This window comes from Bacillus cereus (genome assembly GCF_002564555.1).
Classification (GTDB): Bacteria; Bacillota; Bacilli; order Bacillales; family Bacillaceae_G; genus Bacillus_A; species Bacillus_A cereus_K.
The window spans coordinates 62,970-85,045 of sequence record NZ_NUVD01000089.1; the positions used below are offsets into that span (position 1 = coordinate 62,970).

A 22,076-nucleotide genomic window follows, 5' to 3' on the forward strand; every position below is an offset into this window, starting at 1 on the left:
TTAGTTGAACCAATCGGGCATTTACGGGCAGTTGATCTACCGCCTATCTTCTTAGCTCCAGCGCGGAATTTTGATGTTGAAGTTTTACTGCCCGCAAATAGCGGGATAAATATAAATTCGAGGTGAATGCATGCTAGATTTTAAGCAGTTAGAAACTTGTTTAAAAGACAAGAGGTTTGTAGATGGATTACAGGAAATAAATAAAGAAATTTCATATATAAAAGAAACGAATACTATATCTTATGTGAAAAAGTGGCTTGCTAATATTTCTTCACATGAGGAGTTTGATATATTAATTCGCCTTACTGATGAAGGGCTTATGCACCAATACAGTTCATTCCTCATTCGCTACGCTTATAAAAAATTCCCAAATATGAGAACGCTCTCTTTATATTGTGACGAGTTAATTGATGAGCGGAAAATTCTTGAAGCAGAACAGTTGTTAAAAGATTCTTTAGAAGAGAGTAATAAAGAAGAAATAGATGCCGATTTTTTAGCGAAAACATACTTTACGTTAGTACGATGTCTTTTAGAAATGAAACGAAATGAAGAAGCGCTAATCTATATGCAAAAAGCAGAGGAGTACAGTACACGTGCTGTATTTGATAAATGGGGCTACGTCTATATGCATACGGGTGAATGGGAGAAAGCGGAAGAACAATTTATAGCCGGCATGCAGCATGAAGATTGTGAAGAACTATCCACATATTTATTATCACAGTTATATGCGAATAAAGGGGAACAAAAACGTGCATTACAGCTAATTGATGATGCAATTGTAAAGTTTCCACAAGTACCATATTTTCATTTTGAAAAGGTAAAATATTTATTAGATTTAGGGAAATATGGAGAGATGCTAGCGGAAATAGATAATATGAATCAGAAGCTTCCTTATCATGCTTATGAAGCTTACTTCGTACATTTACGTGCAGAAGCACTGTACAAAATGAATAAATTAGTAGATTTACAAGAGTTATTAAAAGAAGAAAAAAGTTTAAAAGAGTCTTTATATCATAATTTAGAAAAAAATCCAAATGGAAAAAAGGTTCACCTGCCGATAGTTCCCATTGTCCAAAAGGATAATTATTGTGTGCCGACAAGTTTAGAAATGATGATGGAGCTATGGGGAGAAAAACGTACGCAAGATGAAATAGCAGAGTTTATTTTTGATATGACAGGTTCAAAGTTTTCAGATACTGTTGCCTATTTAGAAGATCTAGGCTATGAATATCGTTATTTTAAAGGGACTGTGGAAAATTATAAGAGGCTACTCGACCAAAGGATTCCTGTTTTATTGAGTATAGATATTGAGCATGCTTCACATGTACAAGTGCTATCTGGATATGATGATACGCTACAAGCATTCTATGTACAAGATCCGAACTTTATAGAACCAGTTTTTGTGGAATATAGTAAATTGCAAGAGAGATATCGTTACACAGGTTGTTTAGCGATTACGTTTGTTCCGAAAGAAAAGAAGGATCAACTTACTTTTTTAAGTGAAGAAGAAAATCGTTATTTTAAATCTATTTTTTCTCTTACGGATCATTTAGAAGAACAGGATAAAGAGGGAATAAGTAAATTAGTAAGATTTTTAAAAGAGACGAGTGAAAATCCGAATACGTGGTTATATACGATTAAGCACTTAGATGTAGAAGTAGATAAAGAATTTATTCTGTATTGTATAGAAAAATTAGCTAAAAAATTTCCAGATTCGGATTTTGTTAAATTGCATGGTGCACAGTGTTTTATTCGCCTTCAAGAAATAGAGAAGGCTGGGCAGATGCTGGCTAGTGTTGAGAAGAAAAATAATCGGGCTTTATATCATTTTATAAATGGAAGGTATGCATTTGAACAGGAAAATTATATAGAAGCGATTTCTAGTTTTCGTTCAACATTACAATTGGATGCAGATCAGCCGATTGCTTGGAGTTTTCTTGCTTTATCCTATATGTATATCGATCAATCTGAAAATGCGTTGCAGTTTTCTCAAGTTGCTTTAGAGCGTAGCCCTGAAAGGTTCACTTTAACGAATCACGGTTTAATATTAATCGATTTAGAAAGATATGAAGAAGCGTATGAAATCTTTAATGATTTGTTAAAAGAGTATAAGCATGAGGCGCATGTATGGTATGAGCGAGCGAGATGTGCGCATCAGTTAGGAAAATTGCATTTAGCGATAAAAGGACTTAAAGTAGCGATTCATTTAGATAGTAATGCACCATACCTCTATACGAAATTATCGGAAATATACGAATCTGATTTGAAGGATGAGAAAAGTACGAAAGAAATATTATTAGAAGGTATTGAGAATTGTGATGATAAGGCATCTTTATACGTAAGGTTAGGTGACTATCATTTCCAAAATGATAGTCTGGAAGAAGCAGAAAAATTGTATAGGCGTGCTTTAGAAGAAGATAATGAAGATGTGTATTCTCATTTCGGACTTACTCAAGTTTATATGGCAAAAGAGCAATACAAAGAAGCAAAACAATATATTTTCAGTATCGAAAAACAAATTGAAAAGAGCCAAGATTTCCTTATGAATGCAGGAATGGTTTTATGGGATGCAGAGGTTGAACTTGGTGGAAATGAGGAAGAGCTAAAAGTAGCATTGTCTAAATTAGAAATCGGGATAAAGCAGACTCATTATAATGTAGCGGGTGTGTTAGATGAATATGTAAATCGAATTAAAGGCACAGTGTTTGTACAACGAGGTATAGCATTCTTAAGAACGTTACAAAAAGAGCGAATGGAAGTAAGTGAATATGGTTGTTATATAGGCGTTTTATATGAATCTCTTGGACAGTATGGTCAAGCGATGAAAAGATATAATAAGGCAATAGAACAAAAGAAAACGGCATTACCATATTACCGAATTGGCGAATCACTTATGGCATTAGGACAATTGAAGGAAGCAAAACAAGCGTATGAAACATGTTTAGAGCTTGATGAAAATTTTACAGGTGTACATTTACAACTTGCAGAAATATACGAAAAAGAAGAAAATCGTTCTAAAGAACAAAGTCATATGATTCAGGCGATGAAAGAAGAGCCATTGCATATTAATATGGAATATTTATCACAGCTCTCAGTAGAAATGAATCTTCAGGAAGAGTTGCTAATGGAATTGGAACAATTAGCGGACGAAGTACCTGAAATATGGCGATTAGATGCGATTGCATACGTGTATGGAGCGATGAATGAAATCGTTAAAGAACAGGAACAAATTGAAGAAGCGCTACAATTGGATGAAGGGCATACAGAAGTTTTATATCATTATGCAAAAGTATTAGTGAAAAAAGGAAATGCAAAAGCAATTGAAGTTGCAATGAAAGTAATACAAAAAGATTTAAATAATGAACGCATATTTAATGTATATGTAAAAGCAGTAGAACAACATAAAAAGTTATCTCACATACGAGATTCTCTTCATACATTAAAGGTGAAAAAAGCTGAAAGAAGTATGGTATTTATGTATGCAGCAGCTGCGGTTACGGAAATATGGATTGAACGTCAACAAAATGAACAACCGAAAAAATCTATATTTACGAGAGCTTTTTATCGTATGAAAAACCGTGTGAAAGAAATGTCTATGGTTACAACAATCATTGATTTATATGAAATCTCGTTAAAGTTAAATTCGAAAAATAGTATGGCAGCACAGCGATTTGCACTATTTTACGAGAATGTAGCGATGAATAAAGAAGCAATAGAAGTATTGCAAACATCGCTAGAAAATAAATGGGATTATGATGTAGCAAAGCAACTTGTAAATCTTTTCATTGAGTGTGAGGAAGAAGATATGTTACAAGATGCTTTAGAGATAACGAAGCAATTAGTTCGAGAGCTACCGGATGATTATGATACGCTTCTATTACAAGCACACGTATTTTATAAGGCCAGTGAAGAAAGAAAAGCAGAAAAAATTTATATACAGTTAACGGAGAAAACACCGTTTGTAAGTAGAGGATTCCTTGCTTTAGGAGAAATGTACCATAGTCAAGAGAGGTTTGAAGAAGCGATTCATTTATTAGAAGGTGCTACTAAACATCATCCAAATGAAACGGAAATTCTTCTTGCTTTAGCATCTTCGTATCATGGGGCTGGACAAACGACACAGGCAGAAAAAATAACAAGTGATATATTAGAAATTGATGCTACTGATTTGTTAGCAAGATATGATCATGCTTGTTATTTAGCGATTTTAAACAGAAATGAAGAGGCGAAAGAAGAGCTTGGAATCGTACTTCGTGAAGATGAAACAGGATTCTTTGCTGAGCTTATTGAGGAAGATGAAGACTTAGCGGGATTGCGAGAATTTGAAAAATAATTGTATAGAAATAGATAAAAAGGATATAAATAAAAATATATTTTGAATTAGTTGACAATTTATTGTCAAATGGCATAAAATAGCTTTTAACAAAGTATACAAATCTGAAGACGAGAAAGAGTAAAATAATGAACTGTCCCCCAGAGAGCCGGTATATTGCTGAAAGCCGGTGTTCAGACGTTATTTGAAAATCATCTCCGAGGAGCTGCGGCTGAAAGTAAGTAGGCCCGGACGGATGTCTACCGTTACAAAGAACACGTATGATAGTACGTTGCTAAGTGCTATTAGCGAAGAGCTAATAGAATTAGGGTGGTAACGCGGTTAAACCCGTCCCTACTTCATAGGGACGGGTTTTTTGTGTGCTTTTAAAAAATTCAAAGGAGTGATTGTACATGAAAAAAGTAGATGTAAAAGAGTCAGCTGTAGGGAGAGAAACACGTATTCGTAAGCAGTGGAACGAACAACGTATTTTCGAGCAATCAATTCAGAATCGAGAAGGCGCACAATCTTTTGTATTTTATGAAGGACCACCAACGGCGAATGGTTTACCACACGTCGGTCATGCACTTGGGCGGGCGATTAAAGATGTAGTAGCAAGATATAAAACGATGGCTGGATATAAAGTATTAAGAAAAGCGGGCTGGGATACACATGGTTTACCTGTAGAATTAGGTGTTGAAAAGCAACTCGGTATTTCTGGTAAACATGAAATCGAAGAGTACGGAATTGAACCTTTTATCCAAAAGTGTAAAGAGAGTGTATTCACATATGAGAAGCAGTGGCGTGAATTCACTGAAAGTATCGGTTATTGGGTAGATATGGATGATCCGTATGTTACTTTAGAAAATCCATATATTGAAAGCGTATGGCATATTTTAGGGACGATCCATGAAAAAGGATTATTGTATAAAGGGCATAGAGTTTCACCGTACTGCCCAAGCTGTCAAACATCTCTTAGTTCACATGAGGTTGCACAAGGGTATAAAACAGTAAAAGATTTAAGTGCAACAGTTAAATTTAAAGTGAAAGACAGTGAAAATGAGTATTTCTTAGGTTGGACGACAACACCGTGGACTCTTCCAGCGAATGTTGCGCTCGCTGTACACCCGAATATGGAATACGTTAAAGTGAAACAAGAAGAACATGTATATATTGTTGCGAAAGAACGTGTACAAGAAGTATTAAAAGAAAACTATGAAGTATTATCTGTTCATAGAGGTGAAGAATTAGTAAACACATCGTATACAGCACCATTTCCAATGAAAGAAGTTACGAATGGTTACCACGTAATCGCAGCGGATTTCGTAACAGCAGATAGTGGTACAGGACTCGTTCATATTGCTCCTGCATATGGGGAGGACGATTATAAAGTCGTTCAAAGTGAGGGATTGTCGTTCCTACATGTTGTAGATGAAAAAGGTGAGTATACAGAAGCAGTACCATTTTTGAAAGGTAAATTTGTAAAAGATTGTGACGTTGATATCGTTCGTTATTTGGCGAAGGAAGGTTTACTATATCATAAAGAAAAATATGAACATAGCTATCCACATTGCTGGCGTTGTGATTCACCGCTACTTTATTATGCAGGAGAAAGTTGGTTGATCCGAACAACTGCAATTAAAGATACATTTTTACAAAATAATGATTCTGTCACCTGGTATCCAGATCATATGAAACATGGACGATTTGGTAAGTTTTTAGAAAATATGGTGGACTGGAATATTAGCCGAAATAGATACTGGGGAACGCCATTAAACGTATGGGAATGTGAGAGCTGTGATCATCAATTCGCACCGAAAAGTATTGCAGAATTAAGAAAGCATAGTACGAAAGAAACACCTGGAGATTTAGAATTGCATAAGCCATATGTGGATGAAGTACAAGTTTGCTGCGAAAAATGCGGCGGGACGATGAATCGTACACCAGAAGTAATTGATGTTTGGTTTGATAGTGGTTCCATGCCATTTGCGCAATATCATTATCCATTTGAAAATAAAGAGTTATTTGAAGAACAGTTTCCAGCGGATGTTATTGCAGAAGGAATTGATCAAACGCGCGGCTGGTTTTATAGTTTATTAGCAGTATCAGCACTATACACTGGAAAAGTACCGTATAAACGAGTATTATCACTCGGGCATGTTTTAGATGAAGAAGGACAGAAAATGTCTAAAAGTAAAGGCAATGCACTAGATCCAGTAGATTTAGTAGAGAAGTTTGGTGCAGATGCGCTAAGGTGGGCTCTACTCGTTGATAGTGCCCCGTGGAATGCGAAGCGCTTTTCTGAAAGAACAGTACTAGAAGCAAAATCTAAATTTGTAGATACATTAGTCAATGTGTATAGCTTCTACGTCTTATATGCAAATTTAGATGGGTATAATCCGAAAGAAACGTATGACGTACAGCGGACAAAATTAGATGAATGGGTATTATCAAGGCTGCATAGTACAACGGAAAAGGTAAGAACAGCACTTGATGATTATCAGTTCACGAATGCAGCTCGTGAAATTGCTACGCTTGTAGATGAAGTAAGTAACTGGTATGTAAGAAGATCACGTAATCGCTTCTGGGAATCTGGTATGAATGCTGAAAAAGCAGCTGCATATGAGACACTTCATGAAGTGCTTGTGACAATTAGTAAATTAATTGCACCATTTACACCGTTTGTCGCTGAAGATATTCATTTAAATTTAACTGAAAGTAGCGTTCATTTAGAGGATTATCCAGTTGTAAATGAATCACTACTTCAGCCGAAATTAGAAGCGGAAATGGATGCTGTTTTACAAGTTGTTGAACTAGGAAGAAGTAACCGTAATCAGCATTCTTTAAAAGTAAAACAGCCGTTAGCAGAGCTTGTTTTACTTGAGCATAAAGAGAATGATATCGATTGGGATTCTTATCGTGATATCGTAATGGATGAGCTAAATGTGAAAGCGTTCCATGTTGAACTAGATGAAACGAAGTATACTTCCTATCAATTAAAGCTGAATTTTAAAACAGCGGGGCCGAAGTTCGGTAAAAATGTGAATGCAGTAAATGGTTGGTTAAAACAATTGTCACCAGAAGAAGTACAAAACTTTGTTTCAACTGAAAAAGCGGTATATGAAGCTGCATCAGGAGAAGATGTAGTTGTAACGAATGAAGATGTATTAGTGGAGAAAGTTGCAAAATCAGGATTTTCTAATACGACTAACGGACAATATACAGTTATGTTAGATACGAATATAACGGAAGAATTGTTACAAGAAGGGATAGCACGTGAATTCATTCGCGCGGTTCAAGAATATCGTAAGCAGTTGAATTTACCAGTAAACTTACGAGTGGATGTTATTCTTGATGCAGAGGAAGAACTACAGCAAACGTTAACAAATCATAAAGATTTGTTGGAAGAAAACTTACTCGTTAAGCAATTTACATTTGATCACTTAAAGAATGAAGACGATGAACTACCTTTAGGTGAGACGAAAGTTCGTATTAAATTAAGCGCGGCTAAATAAAGAAAAGGAAGTTGGAATGATTCCAACTTCCTTTTTGTATGACTGGGAAAGAAATATATTTCTACAGTATTTTTCTCGTTTTACATATAAATATTGAGAAAATTTCACTCACCCTAAATGTAAAGGTAATAGATTTGCTCGTATAGAATTACTCGTAGATTCACTTTATTTCGTTACTTATGGACAGTGATACCCTTATAGGAATGGGGTAAAGGTTTCAATTTATTAGGGGGAGTGGTTCTATGTTAAACAAAAAAATGGTGGCAGTGGCAATGACTGTACCGTTAGTAATGGGGACAATTTCTACAGCTTCGGCATTAGAAAAACAACAGCAAGTAAAGGTAGAAGCTTATTCACCACAGAAAAAAGCAATTGAATATTTAAAAGCGAATGCTGATCAGTATGGATTAAAGCCAGACCTTTCAGACTTGCAATATATTTCTACAACAGAAACGTCAGTAGCTTCATACGTTAGATTTCAACAAATAGTAAATGGTGCTCCTGTATTTTCAAAACAAATTACAGTGACTCTTAACGGAGAGGGAAAAGGAGTACTAGCTGTTTCTGATTATCAATCTGTAAAAGGTGTGAAGGAAGTAACGGCAAAAATTAGCGAAAAAGATGCAGAACAAAAATCAATGGCGTATGTTGGAGGAGCGAGTGAGCAAAACTTATGGGCTCCTACAGAGAAAGAATTCGGATATATTGTTGAAGAAGGTATCGCTCTTCCAGTATATAAAGTGGTAGTCCATTCTAATAATCCATTCGGTGCATGGGAAACATTTATTGATGCGGAAAATGGGAAGCTAATTAAAAAGGTGGATATAAACCGAAAAGCAGAAGGCACAGGGAAAGTATTTTTGCCTAACCCAATTGTATCTAGCGGTAGTTTAGCAGGATTAAAGGATAATAAAGATGCAGATTCACCAGCATTAACGAATCAATTAAAAACTGTTACTTTAAAAGGTTTAGATGGTACAGGATTTTTAATTGGAGAGTATGTTACGATTTCTTCAAAAGCAAAGACGAAATCTACAAACTTACAATTTAACTATACCCGGGCAAATGATAGCTTTGAAGATGTTATGTCATATTATCATATTGATACATTGCAACGTTATATTCAAAGTATAGGGTTTAAAAATATTAACAATCGCTCCATTAAAGTAAATGTTAATGGTACGACAGCTGATAACTCATTCTATTCACCATCAACGAAAGCATTAACATTTGGTACTGGTGGAGTAGATGATGCGGAAGATGCGGGTATTATCGCACATGAATACGGGCATTCGATTCAAGATAATCAAGTTCCTGGCTTCGGTAGTTCAGCAGAAGGCGGAGCGATGGGAGAAGGATTTGGTGACTTTTTAGGTGCTACTTATGAAGATGCTGTGTCGGCTACAGGATACGGAAAAGCATGTGTTGGAGAATGGGATGCGACAGCGTATTCTAGTTCAAATCCAACGTGCTTACGCCGATTAGATAATAATAAAGTGTATCCGAAAGATATTAAGAATGAAGTACATGATGATGGAGAAATTTGGGCTCAAGGCCAATACGAAATGGCACAAGCTTTTGGCCGTGATGTAGCAACGAAAATTATTTTACAATCACATTGGTCATTAACGCCAAATGCAAAATTCCGTGATGGAGCAAAAGCAATTAAGCAAGCGGATGCTCTTTTATATGGCGGACAACATGCGTCTGAAATTGATCGTATTTGGGCGGCGAGAGGAATTAGTACAAACTAATCAAAAAAGTCGTGGTGTTTATAAGCCACGACTTTTTTGATTTACTTTTTTGTGTCTTTAAAAACAAAATGCTCTTTAAATTTTCTAGACTCAACTTTTTGACCGTTTCTCATCGAGCGGAAGGGATGTTCTTGCCAAGTAATGATCACGTCCACTTCATCTGATTTTGTAGCAACAGGGAAGTTAGCATGTCTGAACCCAGTTTTTCCGCTTGCTAGTCGACCTTCTTTTAGGGAAAAGAGTTCGTATTTGGTTTTCATATTTGGCTCATTACGGAAGACTTCAACTTGTACGTTATATACTTCGTTTTCTCCAACATTCGTTACTGAAAATTGATATGTTTGAAATTCATCTTTTTTAGCTTGAAGCATATTCTTGCTTATTTTTTTCGGTTCAGCAATATTCACTCGCCATTGATCAGAATTTTGAGAGATTGGTAAAGATTTTGGTGAATAGGCGTATGTTTCATTTACTACAATTAGGCAAAACAAAAGGAAGAAGAAACTAATTGCTTTTTTCATATACACACCTCGCTATGAATTTTTATATTAATATGCGTAAATAACATGGAGGTTATGTAATAAAATGGAAAAATAATTGGAATGTTAGTTCTAAATAGGTATATAAGAATATATATTAAAAGATATTTTACCTTTCTTTCTTTAGAGGCATTTAAGAGTTTGGGAATCGGAATGTTTACAAAAAAAGGCTTGCGTATTATAAAATAAAGAGATAGAATACTCTGTAAATATAAAAAGTGATGATCAGGAAAAGTACATGATGCAAGGGTCTACAGAGAGCAATCGGTTGCTGGGAAGATTGCGATACCGCATGATGGAAAGACACCTGTGAGCGTTGCTTTGAACGTGATTATTAGTAAAAGCAAACGGTACCTACCGTTATCAGGGCTAAGATGGTCAGTATGACAATTTGGGTGGTACCGCGGAAAAAATCCGTCCCTATTTATAGGGGCGGATTTTTGTATTCTTTGAAAGGAGGTGAGTGACCGTGGATGATGACGATGACAACAATAATGTAAATAAAACTAAAACTATTGGAGGGAAATGTAATGGATCAAATAATGAAGCGTTCACTCACACGAGAATGTACGGAGCATAGCGGAAAGATTGTATTATTAAAAGGATGGGTAAAAAAGATTCGTCATCTAGGGAATGTTAGTTTTTTATTATTACGAGACCGAACAGGAGTTATTCAATGTATATTAGAAAACGAGTTAGCTGGATACAAAGTTGATGTAGAAAGTGTTGTTCAAATAGTTGGTGAAATAGTAGAAACTACGAAAACAGAATTAGGGGTTGAAGTGCTTGCTCACGAAATGAAAGTATTAAATGGTGCAGAATCACTTCCGTTTGAAATAAATAAAAAGAAGTTACAAGTTGGCTTAGATCAACTATTGAATGAGCGGGTATTATCATTAAGACATGAGCGAACCGCAGCGATTTTTAAAGTGAAATCTACACTTGTCCAAAGCTTTAGTGAATTTCTAATAGAGAACGATTTCACACGTATATTTACTCCGAAGATTGTTTCGCAAGGGGCAGAAGGAGGAGCGAATGTTTTTAAGCTTCCATACTTTCAAAAAGAAGCTTATTTAGCACAATCACCCCAGTTTTATAAACAAATGATGGTAGCTGGAGGACTTGAACGTGTTTTTGAAATTGCACCTGTCTACAGAGCGGAACATCACAATTCTTCCCGTCATTTGAATGAATATATATCGTTAGATGTAGAGCTTGGGTTTATTCATGATTTTCATGAAGTGATGCGATTAGAAACAGATGTTTTACGCTATATGTTTCAACAAGTAGGAGAAACATGTGAGAAAGAACTACAACTATCACAAATAGAAGTACCTGTCATTACTGAAATACCGAAAATCACATTGTCAGAAGCACAAGAGATCTTGAAAAGTAAGTATCGTAAAGAATCACCGCTTGGGGATTTAGATACAGAAGGTGAAAAGTTATTAGGGAAATATGTGAAAGAAACATATAATAGTGAATTTGTTTTCATTACTCATTATCCGAAAGAAGCGAGACCGATGTATACGATGCCAAATAAAGAGAATCCATCTATTACTGATTCTTTTGACTTATTGTATAAAGGATTAGAGATTACGTCAGGTGCACAGCGTATTCATAATTATGATATGTTACTCGCTTCTTTTAAAGAAAAAGGGCTACATCCAGAGAAATTTCAATCTTATTTAAATACATTCCGATACGGTTGTCCACCACATGGCGGTTTCGGCATTGGGGTAGAACGAGTTGTGTATAAGTTTTTACAATTATCGAATGTGCGAGAAGCAAGTGCTTTTCCGAGATATTGTACGCGTCTTATACCGTAAAAAAGAATCTTCGCGATTATCGCGAAGATTCTTTTTTAATGCTCTTTTATTTTTACACTGGGTTTAAAAAAGGAAAAATATTGACTCTTTTTTTCTCTTTTTTCTTTTGCTAATACACTTAATAAAAGTGAATTATCGATATGAACCATTTCATCCTGTAGTGCATTTTGCATTCCAGATAACATCATATATACAGCTAATATAACGATAGTGAAAAATAAAACAGGACCGAATGCTATCCAAGGTAAAACATTTAAAAACTGATGATTGTGGCTAAGTAAAACAAGTGTACCAGCAATGTTAAATGGAATGGTTCGGAATAGTGCTAAATGCAGTAATAAAACTAAAGTTTGCAGCATTTGTTGATTTATCCAAATGAAAATCTTTGGCGTAAGAAAGGGTTTTAAATGTAATTTGCAAATGTGAAAAAACCCACCACCTAATGTTTTAGAACTTGTCACGAATTCATTTTGTAGTAATAAACGAATTTCATTGCTGAAAAGTTGTACTAAATTAGGTACACTAATAAAAATTAAAACGGAAAGCGTATAAGTCAGCCAAAGTTGTTCATCCTCTGGAGATACAAATAATACTGGTGATAATAAAAATATCGCTAATAAGGTGGTAGGGACGTATTGGAATGTTTCAAATAGAACATCTAAAAAGCGTACGTATCGATAAAAGTATGCATGAAGAATACCGAATATAAGTGAAAAGGTTATACGGAAAAAGCTAATAATCATTGCATAAAAAATTGGTGTTTTTGCACCGTAAAGCGTACGAATTAACACATCATCGCCATCTTTATCAACACCGAGGGGATGAGAAAAAGATGGTGGTGCTGGGGCAGTACTAGTTATTTTTCCATCAACATATTGATAAGGAGGAATAGGTTTGATTTTTCCTGCGTCTACTTTCTCTTTTGTAATATAACTTGAAATAATAATGGTTACTAAAATAAAAAGACCGATTAAAAAGCGTATATTAAAAACTATCTTTTTAAGCATGTAAATCCCTTCTTCCTGGTAAAATGCGTTTTAATAGTTCAAAGGAGAGATAGAATGGAATCGTTAAAATTAATATACTTACGGTAATAATTTCTGGTGTTTGGTGCATAATTAAAAATTTAAATAAGCCATATGAATTAAATAAATACTCTAGTACGATCATATTGGAAATCATAAATAAAAAAATAGATTTTGCATTATAAAAGATAGATAGTAGGGCGTTGATGAGTACGTGTTTATATAATATGTAAAACGGTTTTAATCCTTTTGCAGTTCATCGTTATAATTTAACAGGCAAATTTTGTATAAGTAAATAATCGGTAAAATACTCAGTGTTAATATCGGTAACAAATATGTTTTTTCTTGCATAGTAGAAAAAGGAACCGTAACGAGTAAATTTGTATTTTTATAAATCCAAATGACAAATAACTGTACACAGACGACAAAAAATAAATCTGGCAATGATTCTAGTACGTGTAAGGTTTTAAGAATAAGAGATTGAATGCGTTTAGGAAAGTAAAATGTAAGTATGGTAAAGGTAGTAGAAAGGAGTACGGCGATAAGGAAAGCACAAATCATAATAGTTAATGTATGCGTATATGATTCTAGTAAGTATGGAAAAAGATCACGGTCTGGCGATTGAGTGCCAGCATTGCTAACTTTATAAGTAATACTTGTAGGGTGAAACAAAGAAGAAATTACATTAGATATCGAATCTAAGTAGTTACTAAAATTAAATTGTAAAGTTGGTGTAGGCGGTATTGCTAGCGCTTTTGCTGAATTTGGAGGTGTACCGAAAAATAATTGTGGTAAGGAACAGATCGCAATAATGCCAAGAATGATGAGAAATGAGCGGATAACAAAAAAACAGCCATTCTTTAATAGTGACATAACGTTTTAATCTCCTTTTATTTTTATTGTAAATATTTTCTATAAATCTATATAAAAATCCTTTTCGACAAAAAACTTAATCTATACCTTGACAGTTATAAATATAACCGATATACTTCATATTAATTTAAAAAGAAAATATATTCTAAATATTAAAATGTGTTGAATAGGAGTAGTAAGGTCATGTATTTGTACAGAGAGCTATGGGTTGGTGTGACATAGTCAAATGACATCCTGAACTCGCCTAGGAGCAGTAAGGTGGAACGGAATTACATTCTTAGTAAATCTTAACGGTTAACCTTCGATATTAGGTTTGTAATCAAACGATTACTACTAAGGTGGATTCATAATGGAATCAATAAGGGTGGTACCGCGTTAAGTAAATGGCTTAGCGTCTCTTTATATAAAGAGATGCTAGGCCATTTTTTATTTTATAGAAAAAGGAATGGAGGTTTATTTGGATTGGTTTATAAAATTTAATTATTTATATAAAAAGATTTAATTAGGAGGAAAATAAGATGAAACAGACGGAGCAATGGACTTCGAAATTAGGATTTATAATGGCTGCAGCAGGATCAGCAATTGGACTTGGAGCAATATGGAAGTTTCCTTATATCGCTGGAAAGAGCGGAGGAGGAGCATTCTTTTTAATCTTTATATTATTTACGGTATTAATTGGACTACCATTACTAATAGCTGAATTTATGATTGGACGCAGTACACAGAAACAAGCAGTTGGAGCATTTAAAAGTATAGCGCCAAATACAGGATGGCACTGGATTGGACGACTTGGTGTTGGAACTTGTTTTATATTACTTTCGTTTTATAGTGTTGTAGGTGGATGGGTACTAATTTATTTATTCAGAGGAGTAACTGGACAGCTTATTGCTTCAGGGCAGAATTATAGTGCATTATTTACTGAAACAATTGGAAATCCTGTTTGGGCTATTACTGGACATTTCGTTTTTATGTTCATTACGATATGGGTTGTATCAAAAGGGGTACAAAATGGGATTGAAAAAGCAAGTAAATATATGTTACCGGCATTGTTCGTATTATTTGTCGCTCTTATTATTCGTTCATTGACACTTGATGATGCGATGAAAGGTGTAAAGTTTTTCTTACAACCAGATTTCTCAAAGATTACTTCAGAAAGTATTCTGTTCGCAATGGGCCAATCATTCTTTGCGATTAGTATCGGAATTTCGATTATGGTTACGTATAGTTCCTATTTAAATAAAAAAGAAAGTTTACCAAAATCAGCAGTGACGATTGTTGGATTGAATTTATTTGTTTCCTTATTTGCAGGTCTTGCTATATTTCCAGCAGTATTTTCACTAGGCATGGAGCCGACAGAAGGGCCTGGACTACTATTTATCGTACTACCATCAGTATTTAGTCAAATTCCATTCGGTGGATTGTTCTTAACAGTATTTCTTGCTCTATTTACATTTGCAACGTTAACATCGGCATTTTCTCTACTAGAGACGGTCGTTTCAGCATTAGCAAATGGTGAACAAGAAAGAAGAACTAAACTATCATGGATTATCGGTTTCTGCATTTTCTTAGTAGGTGTACCATCAGCGTTATCATTTGGAGTATGGAGTGATATTACGATTTTTGGGAAGAATATTTTTGATGCAGTAGACTTTCTATCTAGTAATATATTAATGCCACTTGGAGCGCTATTTATTAGTATTTTCGTATCATTCAAAATGGAAAAGAAAGTGTTAGAAGCAGAATTTTTTGTAGGTGGAAATTACGGAAAGAAAGTATTTATTTGTTGGGCATTTTTACTTCGATTTGTAGCACCACTTGCCATAATTATTGTCTTTTTAAATGTAATAGGGATTATTTAGTATTAAATGTTATAATATTCAGTAAAAAAGAAGGTGATGATTATAAAGGCGAATTTGATAGAAACAGGGAAATATATGGACATTAGAGGGAAGAAATTATATGTTGAAGCACATGGAACCCCTAAAAGTAAGCCTGTATTATACTTGCACGGCGGTCCGGGAGAGAGCTGTTATGATTTCTCATTTCATCAAGCAGTACGATTAAAAGATTCCTTATATGTAGTTATGATAGATCAAAGAGGAGTTTGTCGTTCAGAAGTAATTACCGAAGAAGAACCTTTTGGATTAAATGATTTAATTGAAGACTGTGAGGAACTAAGAAAAGTATTACAAATTGATCAATGGTCTGTAATAGGACATTCTTTCGGTGGATATTTAGCGTTATTATATGCGGCGACATATCCAAATTCAATAGAGAAAATAATATTTGAAGGTCCGACTTTCGATTTTGCATTAACAAGTAGGGCTTTATTACAAAAGACAGGAATTTTATTGGGAAAATATAGAAAAGAATTAGAGGCAGAAGAGTGCTTTGCTTATTCATCTAGTAATGCTAGTTCAAAAGATTTGCTAGAAGCTTATATAAGATTAAGCGATGAATTAGAAGAAAAAAGAATGGAGATTTACAATTATAAGGAAGATGAAACGGACGATAGTTTATATAGTGACGAAGAGTGGGAACTATTTTCAAATCGTTCCCGAGTCCATTTTGATAGGTTAAAATCAGAAGGCACATTTCATACGTCATTATTATCAAAAATAAAAGATGTACAGAATTCAATGTTATTAATTGTAGGGAAATATGATGTAGTAACGTGTGAAAAACAAATTGAAACATTTAATAAAGATGCCCGAAACGGTAAATATATCGTGTTTGAGGAGAGTGGTCATACACCTCATTATGAGGAAGCAGATCGATTCGCAGAAACAGTCATTCATTTTTTGAAATGAAAAAGGGTGCTTCTACAAATGAGAAGCACCCTATCTAAATTTCGGGATAAGTGATTGTTATGTTAGGCCATTTGCTTTGCCAATTCTTTTTCATAACTCTTTTATTGTACATATATATTCGTTCTTTCGTTTCAAGAAAATGAGCTGTCGGCTTCACTTGTAATGAAAGTGCATCTTCTATTCCGCATGGAGACGTTAATATAACTTTGTTTTGTTCGTCAAGCGTAACGCCTAAAGCAGTTGCTGTTTCAGGGAATTTAGAAATAGCATCCACAGAAGAAGAATAGGGTGGCATGTTATTTACTACATGCATACGAGCTTGATTCTTAACTGACCAAGGTACAGAAGCATCCAAATTTGTCAGTTTCTTTTCTAATGATTGTTCGTATGCCTCATCTTTAAGAAAAGAATCAAAATAAATGACATCAACGTCTGGTGTAGTTGTTCTTACTTCGTAGTTATGTAAAGTATCCCAAATTTTAGAACGGACAAATCCGGCGCAAATCCACCAATCAGGTAGCTCTAGTGATTTTGCCATTTGTAATACATCCATCATCCAAGGATCATTTTGTATCAATTGGATAATATCTTGTTCGGTTTTAATAGTCATTTCATAATACACCTACTTTTGTAGAGAGTGAATTAATGCATAAGCTCAATAATCCATAAAATCCAATAAGCACCTGGTACGAATAAAAGTTGTGCGAGTAATGTACCGAAAAGTCTAGAAATCATTAGCCAACCATACATTTTACTCATAGATTCAGCGCCGTGTTCTGATTGTAAAGCTCGCTCTGTTAATAAAGCAATGCGTGGATCGAGTAGTACTGTTAATAAAATAGTAGCAAAACCATTTACAAGTCCAGAAGCAGTACTTGCGTTTGTTGCATAATCTGGATTTAGAAAAGAAGCGTAAAGGGCCGAAAGGACACCGGCTGTATAAATTGCAGTAGCAAACATGTTGATAAGCATAATACGCTTTGGAATACCACCGATACGCAGTCTATGAATCATTTCTAGCTTTGGAAAGCGTACATACTTTTTTGTGTACTTTAATTTTTGTATGTTGTTTGTTTTCATCATTCGAATGAACGAACCGTCTGTTTCAAAGTTTTGAATGACATATCCAAATAACTTTGTCAAAGTTGGATAAAGTATAATCGCGAGCAATGTACCGACAGAAGCAGATAATAGAACGAGCCGTATAATATGCTCTAAATCAATAGAAGAATCTAGCTTTGCTTCATCGACAATACCACCGATTAAAAAGGCTTGTAGTAAGTTAGATGTTCTTGAAATAAGCAGTACCATTCCTACGACGGATAAGGCAACGGCAATCTTTTTTAAACGAACACCAGCTAAACGAATACTATAAGAACTCGTTTCGACTGCGTGAATGACAATTGTGAAAGCCATTATAAAAATTAACGTAATTGACATTTGTTTCACCAGTTTCTATTAAAATAATTGTAACTTTTTTACTTTATCATATCTATCTCACTTTGTAACTGAAAGTATGTAACATAGAAAAAGTAATTTTTTGAAAAGATAAATAATGGTAATATAGTAGAGGTGGAGGAGGAGAAAGCCTTCAGTATTGCATGTAAAGTAAAATGAGTGGGGGATTAAATATGTATACAACATTTCTATTTGATTTAGATGGAACGTTAACGGATCCGAAAGTAGGGATTGTAAATTCAGTTTTATACGCATTAGAAAAAATTGGAATTGAAGAATTACACGTAAAAGAGTTAGATTCATTTATCGGTCCTCCTATTCAACAATCATTCGTAGAGAGATATAATATGAGTGAAGGTGAAGTTGAACGAGCTGTTTTTTATTTCAGGGAGTATTTAAAGCAATGTGGATTGTTAGAAAATAATGTATACGAGGGTATTCCAAATCTCCTAAAACAATTAAAAGATACGGGAAATCGTTTATTTATAGCTACTTCAAAGCCTACTATATTTGCTAGACAAGTAATAGAGCATTTTCAACTAACAAATTATTTTGAGGATATTATAGGAAGCAATTTAGATGGTACGAGAATAAAAAAAGAAGAAATAATTGCTCATATTTTACAAACAAATGAAGGGCTTAAAAAAGAAGAGATGGTCATGATTGGGGATAGAAAGCACGATATAATTGGTGCGAACCATAATGGAATTGCTTCAATTGGAGTTTTGTATGGCTATGGAAGTAAAAAAGAATTGACTGAAGTTGGTGTGACTCATATCGCGAATGATGTAGAAGGGCTATATCATTTTTGTATAGAAAATAGCTTGATAAAGCAATGAATATAGACACTAACAGTCCCTTTATAGCGTGTGACGATGAAATCGTTATTCTTTAAAGGGATTTTTCATATGTAATCGAATATGTATAATTAGACATTTTTAGCATGAAAAATTTGTAATAAATAGAGGAGGTTTGTCATGAAAGAATAGAGTATGACAAGATTACAGAAGTTTATCTAAAGAAGATTGAATTTTCAATTTAAGGGAGGGGTATAATTGGAGCTAGTTATTATTTTATTAGCACTTAGTTTACTTATGTTTGTAGCATATAGAGGGTTTTCTGTTATTTTATTTGCACCGATCTTTGCATTATTTGCGGTATTTTTGACAGAACCTAGTTTTGTGTTACCTTTCTTTTCTAATATTTTCATGGAAAAAATGGTAGGATTTATTAAGTTATATTTTCCAGTGTTTTTACTAGGAGCAATATTTGGGAAAGTAGTAGAAATGTCAGGAATTGCTGATTCAATCGCAAAGACAATTGTAGAGTTAGTTGGGGAAAAACGTACAATTTTAGCGATTGTTTTAATGGGAGCTATTTTAACGTATAGCGGTGTTAGTGTGTATGTAGTGGTATTCGCTATATTCCCGTTTGCGGCTAAGTTGTTTCGACAAGCCGATATTCCAAAGCGTTTAATCCCTGGAACGATTGTTCTCGGAGCAGCGACGTTTACAATGGATGCACTTCCTGGATCACCGCAAATTCAAAATGTAATACCTACAACTTTTTTTAAAACTGATATTTATGCAGCGCCGATACTAGGTATTTTAGGAGCAATCTTCGTTTTAACGTTAGGTTTACTATATTTAGAGAGTAGGCGTAAAAAGGCTAAGGTAGCGGGAGAAGGGTATTTCGGGTTTAATGATGGGAATAATGAAATGGCTGCATCTTTACAATTAGAAGAAAAAGATATGCCAGTAATGAGCAGCATTGATATTACAAGAGTACAGCAAGTGATTGCGTTTGTACCACTTATTTTAGTAGGTGTAATGAATAAGGTGTTTACTATTATGATACCGAAGTGGTATCCGAACGGTTTTGACTTTTCAGCAATTGGTATGAAAGCATTTGGAAAAGTGGAATTAAGTGCGGTAGTTGGAATTTGGTCTGTAGAGTTGGCACTTATAATAGGTATTTTATCAACACTATTATTATACTGGAAACGAGTAGTAACAGGGTTTCAAGCTGGATTGAATACAAGTATTGGAGGAGCCCTACTTGCAACCATGAATACTGGAGCTGAATTTGGATTCGGTGGTGTTATTGCAGCGCTTCCAGGTTTTGCAATAATGAGAGATAGTATCTCTGCAACATTCACGAATCCTTTAGTAAATGGAGCGGTGACAACGAATATTTTAGCTGGGATCACAGGATCTGCATCAGGTGGAATGGGAATTGTTTTAAGTGCGATGGGAGATAAATTTATCGCAGCGGCCAATCAGTATGACATTCCATTAGAAGTAATGCACCGTATCGTATCAATGGCATCAGGTGGTATGGATACATTACCACATAACGGCGCTATTATTACTATCCTTACAGTAACGGGATTAACACATAAACAGTCATATAAAGATATATTTGCAATTACAGTTTTGAAAACGGTTGCTGTATTTGCAGTCATCACGTTCTATACTTTAACAGGAATCTATTAAAAATATTTAAAATAATAGTAAAGATTCATCAAATCGATATTTTATTTCATAAAATATTAATTAGGGTAAGAAGGGGTGGAGTACTTGCAAGAAGTTGCTGAGTTTCGCATGCCGAAGTCCGTATTATATGGAAGAAATTCACTTGAAAAATTGGGGGATCAATCAAAGAAATTGGGAAAAAAGGCTTTTATAGTTACGGATACAATTATGGAGAAATTAGGGTATGTTGAAAGGTGCATAAAACAACTAAATAAGAAAGGTATTACTGTTATTACATATAATAAAGTGAATGCTGAGCCTACAAATTTACACGTATTAGAAGCGTTAACTATTTGTAAAGAAGGAAAGTGTGATTTTGTTATCGGTATTGGTGGTGGAAGTTGTATTGATGCTGCGAAAGCAGTAGCAGTGTTACATACTAATGGCGGTGAAATTGAATATTACGTTCAAAAAGATATTGAAATTGAAAATGATCCACTACCACTCATTGCAATTCCAACAACTTCAGGTACTGGATCAGAAGTAACAAGTGTAGCAGTAATTACGAATAAAAAAACAGATGTAAAAATGATGATGAAGCACCCGAGTTTTATTCCGCAAGTAGCGATTATTGACCCGATATTAACAAGCTCGGTACCACCTCATATTACGGCAGCAACAGGTATAGATGCATTATGTCATGCAATCGAAGCATATATTTCTAAGGTTTCACAACCACTTACAGATGTACTTGCTCTTTCAGCTATTAATAGTATTATGAAATATTTACGTATTGCATATGAAGATGGAGATAATATGGAAGCAAGAGAAGTGATGATGATTGCTTCATTACAAGCTGGAATCGCATTCTCAAATGCATCAGTTACGTTAGTTCATGGTATGTCAAGGCCAGTAGGTGCATTGTTTCATGTACCGCACGGTATATCAAATGCCATACTATTACCTACAGTTTTAGAGTTTACAAAAACAAGTGCGGTGAAAAGGCTAGCGGAGATTGGACGCAATGTAAATAAAGATTTCTACTCATATTCTGATGAAGAAGTAGCGAGCAACACACTTGCTGAAATAAAGAAACTTTGTTTTGATCTTTGTATTCCAAATTTAAAAGAATACGGAATTGATGAAATTGAGTTTGAAAATGCTATTTCTAAAATGGCGTCAGATGCAATTGAAAGTGGTAGCCCAGGAAACAATCCACGAGTTCCATCTTATGATGAAATCAAACAATTGTATCGAGAGTGTTTTAATTATCATTATGAATCTCTTTCTGAAAAATCCAATAAATAATTTCTGAAAATTCAATAAAAATTTCCTTGGAAATGAAATAGAGTATAAATCAATAATTAAGTTAGGAATAATAGGAATAGAATAATAGAATAGAAACAAGACTTTATATTTGTTATAAAGTCTTGTTTTATTGTTTAAAAAATATATAATAATTAATTGTTTTATACATGTAAAATAAT

General features: G+C 34.4%; 15 protein-coding genes and 3 other annotated features. Of the genes, 9 read left to right on the forward strand and 6 right to left on the reverse strand.

Annotation, left to right across the window (positions count from 1 at the left end; genetic code table 11):
• Positions 1–130: 130 nt before the first annotated feature.
• From COI75_RS19985 to COI75_RS19995, 3 genes are all read left to right on the forward strand, one after another.
• Positions 131–4,333: a bacteriocin-processing peptidase family protein gene (locus COI75_RS19985; RefSeq protein WP_098448592.1), complete on the forward strand. Its 4,203-nt coding sequence runs from the start codon at positions 131–133 to the stop codon at positions 4,331–4,333.
• Between the two features lie 98 nt (positions 4,334–4,431).
• Positions 4,432–4,671, forward strand: a binding site (T-box leader).
• A 54-nt stretch (positions 4,672–4,725) separates the two neighbouring features.
• A complete protein-coding gene (gene ileS, locus COI75_RS19990; RefSeq protein WP_000754885.1) occupies positions 4,726–7,827 on the forward strand; it encodes an isoleucine--tRNA ligase in 3,102 nt (1,033 codons plus the stop codon).
• A 242-nt stretch (positions 7,828–8,069) separates the two neighbouring features.
• Entirely contained in the window at positions 8,070–9,581 is a 1,512-nt protein-coding gene (locus COI75_RS19995) for a M36 family metallopeptidase (RefSeq protein ID WP_000932733.1), read from the forward strand.
• A 41-nt stretch (positions 9,582–9,622) separates the two neighbouring features.
• On the opposite strand, the gene COI75_RS20000 is transcribed toward COI75_RS19995, so the two are convergent.
• A complete protein-coding gene (locus COI75_RS20000) occupies positions 9,623–10,102 on the reverse strand; it encodes a hypothetical protein (protein WP_000709305.1) in 480 nt (159 codons plus the stop codon).
• Between the two features lie 230 nt (positions 10,103–10,332).
• Positions 10,333–10,545, forward strand: a binding site (T-box leader).
• Positions 10,546–10,650: 105 nt separating this feature from the next.
• Between COI75_RS20000 and aspS the strand changes: the two genes are divergently transcribed.
• Complete coding sequence (aspS, locus tag COI75_RS20010; protein WP_000372097.1) at positions 10,651–11,949, forward strand: aspartate--tRNA(Asn) ligase; 1,299 nt, start codon at positions 10,651–10,653, stop codon at positions 11,947–11,949.
• A gap of 35 nt (positions 11,950–11,984) precedes the next feature.
• Here aspS and COI75_RS20015 read toward each other — a convergent pair whose 3' ends face one another.
• The 3 genes from COI75_RS20015 to COI75_RS20020 are packed head-to-tail and all read right to left on the reverse strand — an operon-like array spanning position 11,985 to position 13,847.
• Positions 11,985–12,956: a hypothetical protein gene (locus tag COI75_RS20015; RefSeq protein ID WP_000913991.1), complete on the reverse strand. Its 972-nt coding sequence runs from the start codon at positions 12,954–12,956 to the stop codon at positions 11,985–11,987.
• Positions 12,949–13,203 carry a hypothetical protein gene (locus COI75_RS27425; protein WP_368665682.1) on the reverse strand — a complete coding sequence of 85 codons (255 nt, stop codon included), beginning with the start codon at positions 13,201–13,203 and terminating at the stop codon, positions 12,949–12,951. The genes COI75_RS20015 and COI75_RS27425 overlap by 8 nt, the downstream gene beginning before the upstream one ends.
• Positions 13,204–13,214: 11 nt before the next feature.
• Positions 13,215–13,847 carry a hypothetical protein gene (locus COI75_RS20020; RefSeq protein ID WP_255265689.1) on the reverse strand — a complete coding sequence of 211 codons (633 nt, stop codon included), beginning with the start codon at positions 13,845–13,847 and terminating at the stop codon, positions 13,215–13,217.
• Between the two features lie 153 nt (positions 13,848–14,000).
• Positions 14,001–14,249: a binding site (T-box leader), on the forward strand.
• Positions 14,250–14,365: 116 nt separating this feature from the next.
• On the opposite strand from COI75_RS20020, the gene COI75_RS20025 reads away from it, so the two are divergent.
• A complete protein-coding gene (locus COI75_RS20025; protein WP_000814546.1) occupies positions 14,366–15,706 on the forward strand; it encodes a sodium-dependent transporter in 1,341 nt (446 codons plus the stop codon).
• 36 nt (positions 15,707–15,742) lie between these two features.
• Positions 15,743–16,657 (forward strand): alpha/beta fold hydrolase, encoded by a 915-nt coding sequence (locus COI75_RS20030; RefSeq protein WP_000584228.1) that lies wholly within the window; start codon positions 15,743–15,745, stop codon positions 16,655–16,657.
• A 34-nt stretch (positions 16,658–16,691) separates the two neighbouring features.
• On the opposite strand, the gene COI75_RS20035 is transcribed toward COI75_RS20030, so the two are convergent.
• Positions 16,692–17,267: a nucleotidyltransferase family protein gene (locus COI75_RS20035; RefSeq protein WP_000153326.1), complete on the reverse strand. Its 576-nt coding sequence runs from the start codon at positions 17,265–17,267 to the stop codon at positions 16,692–16,694.
• A gap of 32 nt (positions 17,268–17,299) precedes the next feature.
• Positions 17,300–18,097 carry a lipid II flippase Amj family protein gene (locus COI75_RS20040; RefSeq protein ID WP_000028914.1) on the reverse strand — a complete coding sequence of 266 codons (798 nt, stop codon included), beginning with the start codon at positions 18,095–18,097 and terminating at the stop codon, positions 17,300–17,302.
• 191 nt (positions 18,098–18,288) lie between these two features.
• On the opposite strand from COI75_RS20040, the gene COI75_RS20045 reads away from it, so the two are divergent.
• From COI75_RS20045 to COI75_RS20055, 3 genes are all read left to right on the forward strand, one after another.
• Positions 18,289–18,954 (forward strand): HAD family hydrolase, encoded by a 666-nt coding sequence (locus COI75_RS20045; protein ID WP_002095685.1) that lies wholly within the window; start codon positions 18,289–18,291, stop codon positions 18,952–18,954.
• Positions 18,955–19,170: 216 nt separating this feature from the next.
• Entirely contained in the window at positions 19,171–20,610 is a 1,440-nt protein-coding gene (locus COI75_RS20050; protein WP_000424319.1) for a GntP family permease, read from the forward strand.
• 84 nt (positions 20,611–20,694) lie between these two features.
• The gene (locus tag COI75_RS20055) at positions 20,695–21,897 is read left to right on the forward strand and encodes an iron-containing alcohol dehydrogenase (RefSeq protein ID WP_001158491.1); all 1,203 of its coding nucleotides are present in this window, start codon (positions 20,695–20,697) and stop codon (positions 21,895–21,897) included.
• Positions 21,898–22,076: the final 179 nt, after the last annotated feature.